This window comes from Haloarchaeobius sp. HME9146, assembly GCF_025399835.1.
GTDB lineage: Archaea > Halobacteriota > Halobacteria > Halobacteriales > Natrialbaceae > Haloarchaeobius.
Genome location: NZ_JAODVR010000001.1, coordinates 2,272,927 through 2,288,199 on the forward strand (window position 1 = coordinate 2,272,927; position 15,273 = coordinate 2,288,199).

General features: G+C 65.6%; 22 protein-coding genes. 6 read left to right on the forward strand and 16 right to left on the reverse strand.

What is annotated here, in order from left to right; genetic code table 11:
• Window positions 1-44 precede the first annotated feature (44 nt).
• The 6 genes from N6C22_RS11750 to N6C22_RS11775 form a co-directional block, all read right to left on the reverse strand.
• A complete protein-coding gene (locus N6C22_RS11750) occupies window positions 45-629 on the reverse strand; it encodes a HemK2/MTQ2 family protein methyltransferase (protein WP_261651298.1) in 585 nt (194 codons plus the stop codon).
• Window positions 630-1,808: a mechanosensitive ion channel family protein gene (locus N6C22_RS11755; RefSeq protein ID WP_261651299.1), complete on the reverse strand. Its 1,179-nt coding sequence runs from the start codon at window positions 1,806-1,808 to the stop codon at window positions 630-632.
• A complete protein-coding gene (locus N6C22_RS11760) occupies window positions 1,801-2,640 on the reverse strand; it encodes a 16S ribosomal RNA methyltransferase A (protein WP_261651300.1) in 840 nt (279 codons plus the stop codon). The genes N6C22_RS11755 and N6C22_RS11760 overlap by 8 nt, the downstream gene beginning before the upstream one ends.
• A gap of 40 nt (window positions 2,641-2,680) precedes the next feature.
• Window positions 2,681-3,259: a DUF655 domain-containing protein gene (locus tag N6C22_RS11765; protein ID WP_261651301.1), complete on the reverse strand. Its 579-nt coding sequence runs from the start codon at window positions 3,257-3,259 to the stop codon at window positions 2,681-2,683.
• A gap of 147 nt (window positions 3,260-3,406) precedes the next feature.
• Window positions 3,407-3,763, reverse strand: a complete 357-nt coding sequence (locus N6C22_RS11770; RefSeq protein WP_261651302.1) for an RNA polymerase Rpb4 family protein — start codon at window positions 3,761-3,763, stop codon at window positions 3,407-3,409.
• 5 nt (window positions 3,764-3,768) lie between these two features.
• Entirely contained in the window at window positions 3,769-4,059 is a 291-nt protein-coding gene (locus N6C22_RS11775) for a 50S ribosomal protein L21e (protein ID WP_261651303.1), read from the reverse strand.
• A gap of 305 nt (window positions 4,060-4,364) precedes the next feature.
• Between N6C22_RS11775 and N6C22_RS11780 the strand changes: the two genes are divergently transcribed.
• From N6C22_RS11780 to N6C22_RS11795, 4 genes are all read left to right on the forward strand, one after another.
• The gene (locus tag N6C22_RS11780; protein ID WP_261651304.1) at window positions 4,365-4,880 is read left to right on the forward strand and encodes a GNAT family N-acetyltransferase; all 516 of its coding nucleotides are present in this window, start codon (window positions 4,365-4,367) and stop codon (window positions 4,878-4,880) included.
• Window positions 4,881-4,898: 18 nt separating this feature from the next.
• Window positions 4,899-5,672: a TrkA family potassium uptake protein gene (locus N6C22_RS11785; protein WP_261651305.1), complete on the forward strand. Its 774-nt coding sequence runs from the start codon at window positions 4,899-4,901 to the stop codon at window positions 5,670-5,672.
• Window positions 5,673-5,735: 63 nt separating this feature from the next.
• The gene (locus N6C22_RS11790; RefSeq protein ID WP_261651306.1) at window positions 5,736-6,899 is read left to right on the forward strand and encodes a cystathionine gamma-synthase; all 1,164 of its coding nucleotides are present in this window, start codon (window positions 5,736-5,738) and stop codon (window positions 6,897-6,899) included.
• 54 nt (window positions 6,900-6,953) lie between these two features.
• Complete coding sequence (locus N6C22_RS11795) at window positions 6,954-7,637, forward strand: MBL fold metallo-hydrolase (RefSeq protein WP_261651307.1); 684 nt, start codon at window positions 6,954-6,956, stop codon at window positions 7,635-7,637.
• Window positions 7,638-7,669: 32 nt separating this feature from the next.
• Here the strand turns inward: N6C22_RS11795 and N6C22_RS11800 are convergent, their stop codons facing one another.
• The 7 genes from N6C22_RS11800 to N6C22_RS11830 form a co-directional block, all read right to left on the reverse strand.
• Window positions 7,670-7,936 (reverse strand): elongation factor 1-beta, encoded by a 267-nt coding sequence (locus tag N6C22_RS11800; RefSeq protein WP_261651308.1) that lies wholly within the window; start codon window positions 7,934-7,936, stop codon window positions 7,670-7,672.
• Window positions 7,937-7,938: 2 nt separating this feature from the next.
• Window positions 7,939-8,118, reverse strand: coding sequence for an HVO_2753 family zinc finger protein (locus N6C22_RS11805; protein WP_261651309.1), 180 nt, complete (start codon window positions 8,116-8,118; stop codon window positions 7,939-7,941).
• 44 nt (window positions 8,119-8,162) lie between these two features.
• On the reverse strand, window positions 8,163-9,371 hold the full coding sequence (locus tag N6C22_RS11810) for a tripartite tricarboxylate transporter permease (RefSeq protein ID WP_261651310.1): 1,209 nt from the start codon (window positions 9,369-9,371) through the stop codon (window positions 8,163-8,165).
• A 128-nt stretch (window positions 9,372-9,499) separates the two neighbouring features.
• Window positions 9,500-9,844, reverse strand: coding sequence for a 50S ribosomal protein P1 (rpl12p, locus tag N6C22_RS11815; protein WP_261651311.1), 345 nt, complete (start codon window positions 9,842-9,844; stop codon window positions 9,500-9,502).
• A 5-nt stretch (window positions 9,845-9,849) separates the two neighbouring features.
• A complete protein-coding gene (locus N6C22_RS11820; RefSeq protein ID WP_261651312.1) occupies window positions 9,850-10,905 on the reverse strand; it encodes a 50S ribosomal protein L10 in 1,056 nt (351 codons plus the stop codon).
• Complete coding sequence (locus N6C22_RS11825) at window positions 10,905-11,546, reverse strand: 50S ribosomal protein L1 (protein WP_261651313.1); 642 nt, start codon at window positions 11,544-11,546, stop codon at window positions 10,905-10,907. Before N6C22_RS11825 ends, N6C22_RS11820 begins: the two co-directional genes overlap by 1 nt.
• A 218-nt stretch (window positions 11,547-11,764) precedes the next feature.
• Window positions 11,765-12,511: a bacteriorhodopsin gene (locus tag N6C22_RS11830; RefSeq protein ID WP_261651314.1), complete on the reverse strand. Its 747-nt coding sequence runs from the start codon at window positions 12,509-12,511 to the stop codon at window positions 11,765-11,767.
• Window positions 12,512-12,832: 321 nt separating this feature from the next.
• On the opposite strand from N6C22_RS11830, the gene N6C22_RS11835 reads away from it, so the two are divergent.
• A complete protein-coding gene (locus N6C22_RS11835; protein WP_261651315.1) occupies window positions 12,833-13,312 on the forward strand; it encodes a hypothetical protein in 480 nt (159 codons plus the stop codon).
• A gap of 66 nt (window positions 13,313-13,378) precedes the next feature.
• Here the strand turns inward: N6C22_RS11835 and N6C22_RS11840 are convergent, their stop codons facing one another.
• On the reverse strand, window positions 13,379-13,858 hold the full coding sequence (locus N6C22_RS11840) for a 50S ribosomal protein L11 (RefSeq protein WP_261651316.1): 480 nt from the start codon (window positions 13,856-13,858) through the stop codon (window positions 13,379-13,381).
• Between the two features lie 158 nt (window positions 13,859-14,016).
• On the opposite strand from N6C22_RS11840, the gene N6C22_RS11845 reads away from it, so the two are divergent.
• A complete protein-coding gene (locus N6C22_RS11845; protein ID WP_261651317.1) occupies window positions 14,017-14,604 on the forward strand; it encodes a hypothetical protein in 588 nt (195 codons plus the stop codon).
• A 2-nt stretch (window positions 14,605-14,606) separates the two neighbouring features.
• On the opposite strand, the gene cutA is transcribed toward N6C22_RS11845, so the two are convergent.
• Window positions 14,607-14,915 (reverse strand): divalent-cation tolerance protein CutA, encoded by a 309-nt coding sequence (gene cutA, locus N6C22_RS11850; protein ID WP_261651318.1) that lies wholly within the window; start codon window positions 14,913-14,915, stop codon window positions 14,607-14,609.
• Window positions 14,916-15,046: 131 nt separating this feature from the next.
• Window positions 15,047-15,214, reverse strand: coding sequence for an HEWD family protein (locus tag N6C22_RS11855; RefSeq protein ID WP_261651319.1), 168 nt, complete (start codon window positions 15,212-15,214; stop codon window positions 15,047-15,049).
• Between the last annotated feature and the right edge of the window lie 59 nt (window positions 15,215-15,273).

Genomic DNA, 15,273 nt, shown 5'->3' on the forward strand with positions numbered 1-15,273 from the left:
AATGCGGTGCTTTAATATTTTCGAACTCCGCAAATGCGCAGCGGTTATAGAACGAGCTTCAACACGGTGAGCGTCTCGAACGGGAACGACTCGTCGCGTAGGGCGACGGCGCTGAACCCATTGTCCGCGGCCCGGTCGACGACCTCGTCGACGCCGGTCAAACTCGAGACGAGCAGGTACACCGCGCCGCCGGGAGCAAGCACCCGCCCGACGGAATCGAGGAACGGGTCGATGATCGCGCGCCCGTCCTTACCGCCGGTCAGTGCGACCTCCATCCAGTCGTCGCGGGCGGCTGCCGCGTCCTCGGGCAGGTACGGCGGGTTGAACACCACCGCGTCGAAGGCACCGTCACGGAAGGGGGAGACGAGGTCGGCCTGCACGACCGCGACCCCGTGTTCCGACCGCTCGCGCGCTTGCTCGCACGCGTGTGGGTTCAGGTCCGAGGCCACCACGTCGGCCCCGGTCTCGGCCGCGATGCGCTCGGCGACGTAGCCGGACCCCGTGCCGACCTCCAGCACACGCTCACCCTCGATATCGGCACAGGCTGACTCCGCCAGCAGGTGCGAGTCCTCCGCGGGCTGGTACACCTCGGTCTCGACACCCCGGCGCTCCGCGAGGTCCTTCGGCATCTACGAGCCACCTCCGTCCGAGCCGTCCCCGCCATCGGCCGCGGCTTCTGCGGGGTCCCCGACCTCGGCCGTCTCGCCGGTGACCTGGAAGCCACCGGCCTCTGCCCGCCCGGAGAGTTCGCGCTGCGGGAAGGGAATCTTGATCTCTTCGGCCTCGAACGCCCGCTTCAGCCCGGTGACGACCGCGGTCCGTGCACGCCACTTCCGGCGGGCACTCGGTTTGTCGATCCAGAAGCGGGCACCGAGAATCACCGCGGAGTCCGCGAACCGCTTCACGATGACCTGTGGCGTCGGGACCGTCAGGATCTCGTCCTCGTCGCGAAGCGACTCCTTCGCCACCTCGACGGCGTGCTCGACGTCGCTATCGTAATCGACACCGACCTCGACTTCGAGCCGGAGCCGGCCCTTCCGGGACCGGTTCACCACGCGCTCGCCGCTGACGATGTCGTTGGGTATCATCACGTATTCGCCGTCGAACGTCTGGACGCGCGTGTTGAAGATGGAGATGTCGGTGACGATTCCTTCGCTGTCCCCGATCTGGACCCAGTCACCGATCTCGAACGGGCGGGCCAGCATCAACACGAAGCCAGCGAGCACCGCACCGAGGGTCTGGCGAGCCGCCATCCCGACGACGATACCGGCGAACCCGGCCCCGACGAGTAGCCCGGTCAACTCGACGTTCCAGACGCCGAGGATGACGATGAGCCCGACCGTCCAGAGGACGACCTGGGCAACCCGGTAGGTCATCCGCCGCTGGTGGTCCGACAGGGCCCTGGTCGAGCCGAGGAAGTCCTGGAGCACCCGTTTCAGCACCCGTGAGAGGATGTGGATGGTCAGGGCGACGACGACCGTGATGGCGATGCGCGGGCCGTCGCTCTGGTTGATGGGAAGCCCACGCATCGCGATGATCACTTCGTCCGCCGACCCCCACAGCCCGACGACGACGGTCGCGGCCCCGCCGAACGTCACCGTGATGACGAGCACCGTCAGCACGTCCGCGACCGCGTCGCCGAAATCGTCCCGGAGGCGGTCCTGCACCCGGTTCGTGACGTACCCGATGCCCGCCATCAGGCCGACCGCGGCGATGGTCACCAGCAGCTTCAGGAGCGTACTGTCGACCATGCCGGACAGCGAGTTCACCTGCTTCGCCGCCGCGTCCCAGAAGCCCGGCTCAGCCATCGGTCACATCACGGCCGACGTCGGCCGCCAGTGTTGCGAGCGCCGCGAACGTCGCCGGGTCGAGGTTCCCGGCGCGCTTGCTCATGAGCTCCTCGTCGGCGGCGTCGACCACCGCGTCCGCGTCGTCCAGCCCCGAGATGTGGGCCGTGTTGCGGATGGCGTTGCGCATGGTCTTCCGACGCTGCGTGAACACCGCCTTCACGAAGTCGAGGAAGAACTGCTCGTCCTCGACCTCGTAGTCGGGGTCCCGGGGGAGACAGCGGACGACCGCGCTCTCGACCGCTGGCGGCGGCGAGAACGCCTCTTTCGGGATGGTCTCGACGATCTCGACGTCGGCGTAGTGCTGGGTCGAGACCGAGAGCCGCCCGTAGTCGTCGCTGCCGGCCTCGGCGACCATCCGCTCGGCGAACTCCTTCTGGAACATCAACACGAGCGGTTTGCCGAGCGGGAGCAGGCGGAAGGTTATCTGGCTGGACACCCCGTAGGGCAGGTTCGAGACGCAGGCCGTGAAATCGGGCAGTTCGACCTGCAGGGCGTCGCCGTCGACCACGTCGAGGCGTCCCTCGGCGATCTCGTCGGCGAACTCGCCCTCGAGGAACTCCACGAGGTGGTGGTCGCGCTCGATGGCGGTGACGTGCTCGCCGCGCTCGAGCAGGCGGTCGGTCAGCGCGCCGTTCCCGGCACCGATCTCCAGCAGGTGGCTCGCGTCCACGTCGTCGGGCAGGTACGAGGGGAGCCGGTCGAGGACGCGGTCGTCTACGAGGAAGTGCTGGTCGCGGTTCGGGTCGCCTCGCACGCCGGCGCGCGACAGCAGTCCGTCGGGGTCTCTCATCGATTAGCGCCGGCTACGAGTCCGAACAGGGTAAAACTGCCTACTCGTCTCTCCGCCCGACGAACGTCTTGTACTTCAGGTCGTCGTCCCGGAGTTCCTCGATGATACGCTCGACCAGTACCTCCTTCGGGTTGTGGAGACCGGCCACGCGGTCCTCGAGGTCCTCGAAGCTCTGGAACGGCTCTCGTTTGCGCTGGTCCAGGATGGAGTTGCGCAGTTTCTTCCCGATACCCGGCAGCAGGTTCAGCTGATGGAGACGGAGCGTGATGGGTTGGGCGTCGTTGTAGAAGTTCACGAAGCGCTCTTCGTTCTCGTCGACGACCTCGGCGACGACGTACTCCAGCTCGGACTTCGCGCCGCTCGAGATGTCGTCGTACTCGACGTTTCGTATCCGCTTGATGTTCTCGGCCGGCGGGTCCACGTCGACGTAGTCGTCGATGCTGACGTCCGGCGTGGACTCGAAGGTCATCTCGAACAGGCGGAAATCACGCGTTCCGAGGGCGTACGCGAGGGGGTCGTTGCCGTACCCTCCTCGCCCACCACTCGACCGGCCGTTCGGATAGATGTCCAGAACGACGGCTTGGACCGGCGGCTCCTCGTCGCGTTCGGAATCGGTCATTCTAGCTCTATGATAGGGGGACCGCGTATTTAAAAGATGGGCGTCGGGCAGCACGGTGAGAATCGTCGCCGGGCGGAGCGGACGCTCGCCGGTCGGTGACGGGCCACGATTTCACAGGAGAGATGAACTGGGTCCGACGCGACTCGCTCAGACGTACTGCGCGACGACGTTCAGAATCTCGTCGAGCTCGTCGCCGGAGAGCGAGTACCGCTCCTGCGCGTACAGGGACCGGAGCTCGGTGCGGTCCTGGGGGAGCAGGTTGGTGATCTTGTAGGCGGTCGCCTCGTCGACCTTCTCGAGTTCCTGGAGGTCCTCGACGAGCGCCTGGGAGTCCTCGACGCTCAGCACGGTGAAGCGGTTGACGTGCTCGATGGCACGCGCCAGCTCGTAGCGCATCTCGCGGTCCTCGTCGAGCGCCCGGTCGGCTTCGATATCGGCGAGGAGTTCCTTCGTCTCGGAGACGGTGAGATACTCCTCGTCGAGCTTCTCCTTGAATATCGTCATGGGGGTTACTTCTGGGCCTTCAGGTGCGCCGGGGCGGAGATGAGCTTCTTTTTCTTGCCGCCGTCCGTGATCTCGACGAGGAACGCCGAGCCCTGTTTCCCGACGACCTCACCGGTCTGGCCGGAGAAGCGCGGGTGGAAACGACCCTTCGCGACCGAGGGGTCGATCTTGAGGTGGACCTTCTGGCCCTCCTCGAAATCCTGAATCGCACGCTGCGGCGGCGAGGTACCGCGCTCTCGGGGGTGGTTCTTCAGTTTGTTCCGTGTCTTCTTGAGGGGTCCGTGCGAGTTCGGCATAGTCGTACGCCCCTCTTGTCCCGTCGCCATTATAAAACGCACGTTGTTCGGTCGCGCCCACAGGTGGCTGTCTGCCCGTCAGTCACGACAGGAGTGGGTCAGTCGGCGGTCTCCAATGTCCCGGGTACACCTATTACAGAATAGTATTTTCGACTAGCAAGTTCTTTATACAGTGGACAGTCAGTTGCCATCAGAGACAAAACATGGATATTCGTAGCCAAAAATCCGAAGTAACTTCCGGAGATGCGGAAAATTCTGTCACGGCGACCCCCGGCTGGGCCGACGAGACGCCCGATCGGGACTCGGTGGTCCGTGACAGCTTCGGCCGGACCATCACGCTCGACCGGTGTCCGACCCTGTCAGCGCCCATCGTCGACGACCTCGTCGAGATGTACGAGGAGTTCGACCCGCCAGGGATTGCACACGGCCTTCCACCGGTGGGCGAGTCGCGGATTCGCGACTGGCTCGACGTCCTCTCCGCGGGCTTCCACGCCGTCGCCCGCTACCGTGGTCGCATCGTGGGCCACGCCGTCCTCGTCCCGACCGAGGAGGCCGCACACGAACTCGCCATCTTCGTCCACCAGGACTACCGGAACGCGGGCATCGGCACCACCGCCCTCACCGAGGTGCTCACGATGGCCCGGCGTCGTGACGTGCCGACGGTCCGGCTCTACGTCGAGCGCTCGAACGAGCCCGCCATCGGACTCTACCGGTCGTTCGGGTTCGAGGCCGAGCCGTCCGGCCCCGGCGAGCTGGAGATGCGGCTCGCACTCGATGGTGCGTCGACCGACGCGCTCGGTTCGGACGGTTCCAGCCCGTGAGAAGTGACGGTTCAGTGAATGCGACGGCCACCACTTCCCTTCGCTGCAGTCCTTCGTCGCCCGCTCTTGCGCCGGATGCTCCGGCCGGTCGCCGCCTTCGTCGCGGTCGTCTTCCTCGGGGTCACCGGGTTCGGTACACTGGGTGGCGTCGGCGTCGTCGACGCGCTGTTCTGGCTCCTCGACCCGTCGAGCATCGAACTCTACTTCATGCAACACGATGGGCCGGCACAGGCTGTCAAACTGTACGCCGTCGTTGTGGTCTCCGCGCTCATCGTCGTCGGACTCTGGATCGGCGAGACGTTCCTCTCGGCCGCGTTCGGCGGGCAGATGCGAGACGAACTCCAGCAGTTACAGATGGAGCGTAGCATCGACGCACTCGAGGACCACGTCGTCGTCTGCGGGTACGGGACGTTCGGGAAGACGGTCGCGGCCAGTCTGACCGAGGGCGAGCGCGAGGTGGTCGTGGTCGAATCGCAAGACGAGCAAGCCCGACTGGCGAGAGACGACGGGTTCCTCACGATCGAGGGCGACGCCCGCCACGAGGCGACACTCCGCGACGCTGGCATCGAGCGAGCCGAAAGCGCCATCGGGGCCATCGACGACTCGCACGTCAACGTCCAGATCGTCATCACGGCGAGCGACCTCGCCCCGTCGGTCGACCTGGTGGTCCGGGTTGGCGACCGGATGGACGAACCGCTCGCCCGGCGGGCGGGTGCGGACGAGGTCATCATCCCCGAGGTCGTCAGCGGGAAGCAGGTCGGGGTCCTGCTGGCGGGACCCGACGCCGACTGACCGACAGCGTCGGTCTGGCCTCGCAACGCAAGAGTAACCCCGGTGGCGGTCGTCGTCCCGACCATGACAGACGAGGACTTCCGCATCGAGACGCGCTCGATCCACGCTGGCCAGGAACCTGACGAGGAGACGGGGGCACTCATGACGCCCATCTACGCGAACTCCACCTACAAGCAGGACGGTCCGGGCGAGCACCGCGGCTACGAGTACTCCCGCACTGGAAACCCGACGCGGACCGACCTCGAAGCCAACCTCGCCAGCCTCGAATCCGGCGAGTACGGGCGTTGTTTCTCCTCCGGCATGGGCGCTATCAACACCGTCCTCAACCTGCTCGAAGCGGGCGACCACGTCGTCACCGGCGAGGACGTCTACGGCGGCACCCACCGCATCTTCACCCAGGTGTACGAGCAGTACGACCTGGAGTTCTCGTTCGTGGATATGACCGACCTCGACGCCATCGCGGACGCCATGCAGGAGAACACGGAACTCCTCTGGCTGGAGACCCCCACGAACCCGCTCATGTCCATCGTCGACATCGAGGCCGCGGCCGAGGTCGCCCACGACAACGACGCCCTCTGTGCTATCGACAACACGTTCGCGACTCCGTACCTCCAGCGCCCCCTCGAACTCGGGGCCGACATCGTGAGCCACTCGCTCACCAAGTACCTCGGCGGCCACTCCGACGTGGTCGGCGGCGCACTCATCACCGACGACGAGGACCTCGACGAGCGAATCGGCTTCTACCAGAACTCGGTGGGCGCGACGCCCGGCCCGCACGACTGCTTCCTGGTCCTTCGCGGGACCAAGACGCTCCCAGTCCGGATGGACCGCCACTGTGACAACGCCCGCGACATCGCCGCGTGGCTCGACGACCACCCTGCCGTCTCCGAGGTGTTCTACCCCGGACTCGAGGACCACCCCGGCCACGACATCGCCGCCGAGCAGATGGACGACTTCGGTGGGATGCTCAGCTTCGAGGTCGACGGCACGCTCGAACAGGCCAGCACCGTCGTCTCCGAGACGCAGGTGTTCACCCTCGCAGAGTCCCTCGGTGGCGTCGAGAGCCTCATCGAGCAGCCGGCCGCGATGACCCACGCCGCCATCCCGCGCGAGGAGCGCCTCGAAGCAGGGCTCACCGACGGGCTCATCCGCGTCTCCGTGGGCATCGAGCACGTCGACGACCTCACGGCCGACCTGGACCAGGCGTTCGACGCGGCCGGGCTGTAGCCCGAACCCACTGACGCCGCAATCGTTTTTCTCCCGGGAACCACACCTTGTGACATGACACCAGATGGCATCCACCCGCTCGCACTGGAGTTCAGCGTCGGCGGCCGTGACCTCACGATTCACCCGACCGCGGTCGAGACCGACCACGGCGTCCTGCTCGTCGACGTGGGGCTCCCCGGCGCGACAGACCAGATTCGCGCCCAACTCGACGAGGTCGGAATCGCCCTCGACGACGTGTCCATGGTCCTGCTCACCCACCACGACGGCGACCACGCGGGGGGCCTCGCAGAACTGGAAGCCGAGACCGACCTCATCGTCGTCGCCCACGAGGACGAGGCGCCATTCATCGACGGCCGCGAATGGCCAGTCAAGACCCCTGAAGACGGCGACCGCTACCCGCCGGTCCCGGTCGACCTCGAACTCGTCGGCGGTGAGACGTTCCGGACCGCCGCCGGGCCGATGCAGGTCGTCGCGACGCCCGGACACACGCCCGGGCACAGCTCGCTGTACTTCCCCGACCAGCGGTTCCTGCTCGCAGGCGACGCCCTGAACAACGACGACGGGTTCACCGGTCCGAAGCCGCAGTACACGCAGGATATGGAGACGGCAATCGAGTCGGTGGGCCGGCTCGCCGAACTCGCGGTCGACACGACGCACTGTCACCACGGTGGCACCGCCGACGCCGGCACCGCCGCTATCGCGGAGCTGTACGAGTCGCTATCGGAGTCTCGCCAGTGAGGAATCGGAAACGCAGGAGTGGTTCGGCCAGCTCAGATGCGGCCGACGTTCTCGACAGCGACGGACTCGACGCCTTCGACGTCCGCGAAGGCCTCTTCGACGGCTTCCGTGCCACCCGCGTCGTCGGGAACGATGACGGTCGGGTACAGGGCGACGAGACCGAAGGCGACGTCGTCACGCTCGACGCCGTTGATCTTCGCACCCTCGGGGAGCGAGCTCTCCAGACGCTCCTGGAGCGCGTCGAGGTCGATGTCGGGGCTGTTCGGCATTACCTTCATCTTGGCGGCGACTTTCCCCATTGTTACGGCCCCTCGAACGTGCACTTCGGACAGTTGTACAGGTTGCTCTGCTTGCGGCACTTCGCGCATCGGTAGATCTGTGTCCCACAGTCGGGGCACTTGAACGCAGCCGCGTTCGTCCCGGAGATGTTGATCCCACAGGAGACGCACTTGCGTCGGGTACGCTGTTCGGATTCGCTCATACCGTTGGTTTCCGTCCGGGCGGTTTTAACGATTGTCTTTCGGGTCACGCAGCGAGGGGCACGAGCAACACCCCCATGCAGTACACCCGCCGGGTCCCGAGCCGCGGTGGGACACAGCCTATCGCGGTCGCGACGACGAACACGAGCACGCCCACGGTCCCCGCGAACAGCCACGAGAGCCCCGAGAGAAGCCCGAGCGCGGCCACCGAGAGCCGCTGCGGGTCGAGTCGGCCCACCACGTCGAGGTAGCGGTCACCGACGGTCAGGACGAGCCCGGTCGCGACCGCGCCCGCGAGCACGACGACCAGCAGTGCGGTGGCGAGCGCGGGCACCCCACCGACGCTGTCGACCGCGACGAGCACCCCGGTCCGGGGCGTCCCGAGGGCGACGAGCGCGAAGAGCGCGAAGACCGAGTTCGCCGTGTTCACGCCACTGGTGGCGACCACGTACCCGCGGTCACCGGCGTCCCCGGGAAGGACTGCGAGGGCCGCGGTGGCTGCGATGGCACTGGACACCCCGGGCAGGTAGCCGACCGCGCCGCCCGCGAGCGCACCGGCACCGGTCGCTAGCGCCACCGAGCGGGGCGCGAGGAGTAGCCCGGTTCCGTCCTGGGGCGGGATGCCACCTCCCTCGAGCGCATCGAGCAGCACCGGCGCGCCGAATAGCCCCGCGAACAGGGGCGTCAGGATACTCGTCGGGAGCGGGGCGGCGGGTTCCAGCGGGAGTGTCACGATGCCGAGTCCGCCCGCCAGGGCGAGCACGACGAGCCCACCTGCTCGCGCGCGCCAGGTCCGCTCGGTCGCCAGTGTGAGTGCCACCACCGCCACCAGGACGAGCGAGAGGTGTGCCCGGATGGTCGGATAGGCCGCCGTCATCGCAGCCGTCGCCGGCACCGCGACGGGCACCGACACGACCAGCGCGCCGGCACTCCCCAGCACCGACAACCGGAGGGCCTCACGCCCCCTGCCAGCGAGCACCAGTTTGTGCCCCGGCAGTGCCGAGGCCGCCATCGCCGCATCGGGAACCCCGAGCGCCAGCGCCGGCACCGCGTCGAGGAAGGTGTGCGTGACACCTGCCGCGAGCATCGCACCGACCACGACCGACGGCGGAGCCGGGACGGCCGGGGCCACCGCGGCGAGCAACAGCGCGAAGTTGTTCGCGTGGAGCCCCGGTGTGAGCCCGCTCGCCGTCCCCAGAGCGATACCCGCGAGTACCGACGCCAGCAGGACCAGGTCGGACTCGAGGGGGAGCATCGCCGACTCTGGCCGCGGGCTCGTATATAAACTACTGCGTCGGTAGCGATGCCACTCGGGACGGTGTCGCTACTCCGCGACTGGTTCGAAAGAATATGCGGTCTGTCGTGTGACGTTCGTGAGCGAGTTCAGCCGAAGAGGTTGCCCAGGCCCTCGCCCGAGGCTTCCTCTTCCTCGTCGTCGTCTTCGTCTTCCGTCGTGTCCGGCACGTCGGAGACTTCCTCTTCCTCGCTCTCGTCGTCGCCACCCTCGTCGGCACTGGAGGCACCGCCAGCGGCTGCGCCGCCCGCGGGGACGGCAGCGGCCTCTGCGACGGCCTCCTCGATGTCGACGTCCTCGAGTGCGGCGACAAGCGCCTTCACACGGGACTCCTCCACGTCGACGCCAGCGGCGTCGAGCACGGCGGTCAGGTTGTCTTCGTTGATCTCCTCGCCCGATTCGTTCAGGATGAGTGCTGCGTAAACGTACTCCATTGTTGTTATCCGAACATGTTGCCGAGACCGGCTGCACCGTCGTCGTCGTCGCCGTCGTCGTCGTCTTCCTCGTCGGCGGCGTCGGCTTCGGTGTCCGTCTCGGTCGTGTCTTGGTCGTCAGTCGATTCGTCTTCGTCGGCCTCCTCGGCGGCGGCTGCCGGGGCGGAAGCGCCCTGGAGCTCCTCCGGGAGTGCCTCCTCGTCGTCGATGTTAGCCGCGAGCGCGCGAAGCTGCGCGTCCGCCTTGCGGATAAGGTCGTCCGCGAGGTCCGGGCTCTCGATCGCTGCGTACAGGCCGAGGCTCTTGGCTTCGCCCGTCGCCTTCGCGATGAGGGTGGATGCCGTCTGAGCCGTCGGGTACACCGCGTTCACGGACAGGTTCCGTGCACGAGCGGCCGCGGTCTGGACGTCGCTGCGGTAGGCGTCCACGTCGATGTCGAGGTCTGCGGGGTCGAACACCACGCCGTCGGAATAGACAGCGCGGAGGTCGAGACCCACTTCCTTCGGCTCGATGCCGAGTTCGCTCAGGACGTTGGAGAGCTGTTCGGAAACTTCCTCTCCAGCGCTGAGGACGTTGGAGTCCTCGGTGACGTGGATGGAGCCATCCATGATGCGAGCTGCTGCACCGACTTGCTGGAGCTCGCCGACGAACGGACCCGGGTCGACACCGGTGTCGCCTTCCGGAATGACGATGTCATTCGGGGCGACCTCCCCGGCGTTGATGGGTGCGGGCGTCTTCGACTCCTCCAGGATCTTGAACAGTGCGAACGGGTTGTCGTCGGTCCCGATGAGGCCGACCTGGCCTTCGATGTGCTCGGTGAGCACCTCGATGCCGTCGTCGACGTCGTCGAGTGCACGCGTCAGCAGCGTGTTCCGACTCATTCGCAGCTGCGTGTCAGGGTAGAGGTCCGCACGCATGGCCTGCAGCTGGCGGCTCGGAATGCCAGCCACGTTGACGATGCCGACGGACTCATAGGACTCGATGATCTCTACGAGTTCGGCGACCTCGTCTTTCTTCCACTGCGGAAGGTTCTCGGTCTTGCGTTCGGCTTCTGCGCTCATCAGGCGTTCACCTCCACCGAGGGGCCCATCGTGGTCTTCACGTAGATGGAGTCCACGTTGAGTGGGCCCTTCTCGAGGTTCGCGTGCAGGCGACGGATGATGACGTCGATGTTGTCGGCGATGTCGTCCGCACTCATGTCTTCTGCACCGACACGGGTGTGGAACGTGCGCCGGTCTCGACTCCGGAGCTGCACTGTGTTCTTCATGCGATTCACCGTCTCAACGACGTCTTCGTCAAGGCCGAGCGGGGTCGGCATCTTACCACGAGGACCGAGAATCGTACCGAGATGACGAGCGACGTCTTGCATCATGTTCTCCTCTGCGATGAAGAAGTCTGTCTCGTCGGCAAGGTCCTTCGCGTGGTCGTCGTCGTCGCCCAGATCGGCCAGTTCGTCGCCGCTGAAAACCTCGTCAGCGACGTCTTCCGCTCGAAGGCCGGTTTCGCCTTCGGCGAAGACCACAATTTGGGTCTCCTGGCCGGTTCCGGACGGCAGGACGACGGACTCGTCGACACGCTGTGACGGATCGTTAAGGTCGAGGTCTCTCAGGTTGATCGCGAGGTCCACCGTTTCGCGGAAGTTCCGCTCGGGTGCATCCTCGAGAGCTCGAGAGACTGCGTCTACTATGTCCTGGTCTGCCATCGTTCACCTCCGTAGTACGCGTAGTGCTTCTACGGGTCAGTGAAACAGGCAAAAGCCTGTCTCGTCCGGACGGTGGCCCAGTGGAAACTTAAAGCCGTCGAAGCGGACGTATACACAGCTCGGGAACCGGCGGCTACCGCTCACCTGACGGCTGAGACGTGGTACTACGTGTCGTGGGCGACGCGAAAGAAGTCGTGCGTTCGGTTGGTCCGTGTGCCTCAGGCCGCGACTTCGGCCTCGGGCTCGGGTTCGGTCGGGGCCGCACCGGTGGCGTCCTCGAGGATGGACCGGCTGCCGAGCAGCACCATCCCGAAGCCGACCTTCGCGCTCAGGTCGAGGACCATGAACGCCGCGGTCTCCCAGTACAGCGGGAGGATGCCGAGGGTCCCCTCGGTCCCGATGAGCCAGACGACGGGGTACAGCAGCCAGAGGCCCATGATGATGTTGCGCAGCTGGCTGAACAGGGTCTGGACCTGCGTCGATTTCGACTTTGCCTGCTTCGAGAGCGTGCCGACGAGGAAGTACAGCAACACGAGCAGCGCACCGGAGCTGACGCCCCACCACACGATGCGGTACGCGGGCGTGGTCTCGAGTGCCGCGATGAGGCCGGTCCCGATCATGAACACGTCGAGGCCGACGAGCGTGAAGATGGTGTTCCGGCTCGCGCCAGCGAGGAGCGCGAGGTCGAGCAGCAACAGCGGCGTGGTGAACAGCCAGTCAGCGTAGCGTGCCCAGTAGATGGTGAGCTCCTCCCCGCCCGCGGTGACGGTGGTTACCCCGAACCCCGTATACATCAGGAAGTACATCGCCGCGGCGATGGCCGTGATGAATATGGTAACGATGTAGAACTCCTGCATCTTCTTGTCGGTGACACCCCGCCCTCTGCCGACGAAGTAGAGTGTCCCGATGGTCATCCCGATGGTACCGATCAGCAACCAGAGTGATTCCGCTCCGACTTGAGCCATTACACCCTCCCTATGGAACGTACAGGGATAGCTAACAGTTCGCTAACTGATACGAAATGGGACTGTCTCGGGGGATGGTTAGAGAACTCGACAGGAACTCGTCAACGAGGAATCACACGACTGACCAGTGAATTTTTGTCCATGGGCGGTCTCCTGACGACAATCCCCACGAGGGTGAGAACACCGGGTGAGAACGGACAGATGGAAGACAATAACGACGCCGTAGACGATTATATCACACATTCGATAGTAAATGGGACCACCTACGAACGGCTTCGGGCAAGTCGATACAGCTTCTTCTCGGGACCCCTCCCACGCAAGTTGACTCACCAGGGCGTGATTACCGCCCTGTTGGTAGCTATCCTGCCGTTGGCCCTCGCGGTCCCGCCGGAACTGGCGTTTCCCCATCCGTCGGTAGCATCGCCGAAGGTCGTCTTGCTCGGGCTGTTCGGGCTGGGCGTCGAGGTACTGGCTGGCACAGGGCTGGTCGCCGTCGCACTCGTCCGGTTGCGACGCGACAACATCGACGAACGGGCCGCACATCGGCTCCTCAACGTCGAAGACGTGGCATCGATGCTCGGACTCGGGACCGGCGGCATCGCGATACTCGTGACGGTGAGCTACTTCGGCGTGGCGACGGTGGCCCCGGACGTGCTTCCGTCGCTCGAACCGGCACACGGGGGCGGTGCGTTCGCCGCGTCCGGCACCGGCCTCACGGTGACGATGCTCGCCCTGCTGGCGCTCGTTGTCGCGGGGATGCTCACACTCACGGGCCGTGCCCTCGCCGGGCGTCTGGACTGAGCGGGTCGTTTCGACGCCGAGCGAGCACCACCGCTGTTCGCTCGGAGAAAGGGGAGAGAACGTCGCTTATTCGTCGGTGAACTGGTCGTCGTACTCGCCGCCGTCGAGACGCTCCTTGAACTCGCGCGGGTTCTCACCTTCGATGGTGACACCCAGCGAGGTGCAGGTCCCGACGACCTCCTTCGCGGCGTTCTTGAGGTCGTACGAGAGCAGGTCCGTCTGCTTCTGCTTGGCGACCTTCTTGACCTGGTCGACGGTCATGTTGGCGACGAAGTTCTCCTGGGGTTCACCGCTGCCCGTCTCGAATCCGGCCTCGTCCTTGATGAGTGCGGCCGTCGGCGGGACACCGACCTCGATGGTGAAGCTGCCGTCGTCCTCGTATTCGACGGTAACCGGGACCTCCATGCCGTCGAACGCGGCGGTCTGTTCGTTGATCTCGCTGACGACTTCCTGCACGTCGACAGGTGTCGGACCGAGCTCGGGGCCGAGCGGCGGGCCAGGGTTGGCCTGGCCACCCGGGACGAGCGCTTCGATAGTTCCAGCCATATGTGACAGGTGCCTCGCGGCGTTTTTAACCCTTACTTTTCGACGGAGACCATGGAATCCTCAGGAGTGGTGTGCCGGTCTCACACGCCACAGGGTGTTTCCTGAGTGGAAAGTCTTTTGTTGGACCAACTGTTGAGGGAGTGGAAAGGTGATTCTCGATGGATTTAGCAACCGACAGAGACGCGAGGAAACGAGACGCAGCCATCAGCACACAGTCCGGCGGGTCGTTCAGGCCGTTCGACCCGGCACCCGACCAGGTCCGGCTCGCTGACATCGCCCACGGGACCGCGAACGTCTGTCGGGCGGCCGGGCAGTCCCGGTTCTTCTACAGTGTCGCCCTCCACTCGGTGTACGTGAGCCAGGAGCTGGCGGCGATGGGTGAATCCCCGCAGGTCCAGCTGTACGGACTGCTCCACGACGCCTCCGAGGCGTACATGGCAGACGTGCCGGGGCCGCTGAAGCCACACCTCCCGAACTACCGCCGTGCAGAACAGGGCGTCCAGGCCGCTGTCTGGGAGGCCTTCGACCTGCCCGACCCATCGGAGACGGCGTGGAAGGCGGTCAAACACGCCGACGACCGACTCCAGCGCTACGAACTCCCCGAACTCATCCCGTCACAGGACTGGGAAGGCGAGCGCCCCGACCTCGGGTACGACCTCCGGCGCGACGCGCGGGAGAACGTTCCAGCACTGTTCACGGAACGCGCCGCGGCGCTCATCGGTGAGACGGCCGCCTCGCTGCCCTGATTCTACGGCGACCCGACCGAGTCGGTGAGCCACTTACCGAACGCATCGGTCACGTCGTCCTCGTCGAACCGCTCGATGCAGGGCACGTCGTAGGGATGGAGTTCCTCGACACGCTCGACCAGTGCGTCGTAGCCCTCGTCGGTGGTCTTCGCCAGCAGTATCTCCTCGTCGTCGCGATGTACCTCGTCCTCCCAGCGGTAGGTCGAGCGACAGCGAACGCGGTTGACACAGGCGGCGAGTCGCTCCTCGACCAGCGTCGTCGCGATGTGGCCCGCCTCGTCAGGTGGGGCCGTGATGTAGACGGTCGGCATGACCGGCGGTTCGGATGCGGCGATGAAAAAGGTGGAGTCGCTCCCTTCGGACGGCTTCCTCCCTACTGCTCGCGGGTCACTTCGTTCCCCGCTCGGTGTCCGAGGAAACCTCCCTTCGGTCGGCTTCCTCGCTACTCCTCTATCGGGTTGAACGTCCCGTCGATGTCCCACTCGTGGATACACTGGGGATTCCCTATCTCGTCGTCGACGATGCGCCACGATTCCACGTCGTCGTTCCACGCCTCCTTTCGCCCGCATCGTTCGCAGTTCCGGGCGGTGGGTTTGCGAAGCTTCGTCATATCCTGTAGATACGGTGTGAGATATATAAGCCCCTACGCTCATGGCGACACCTACCGTA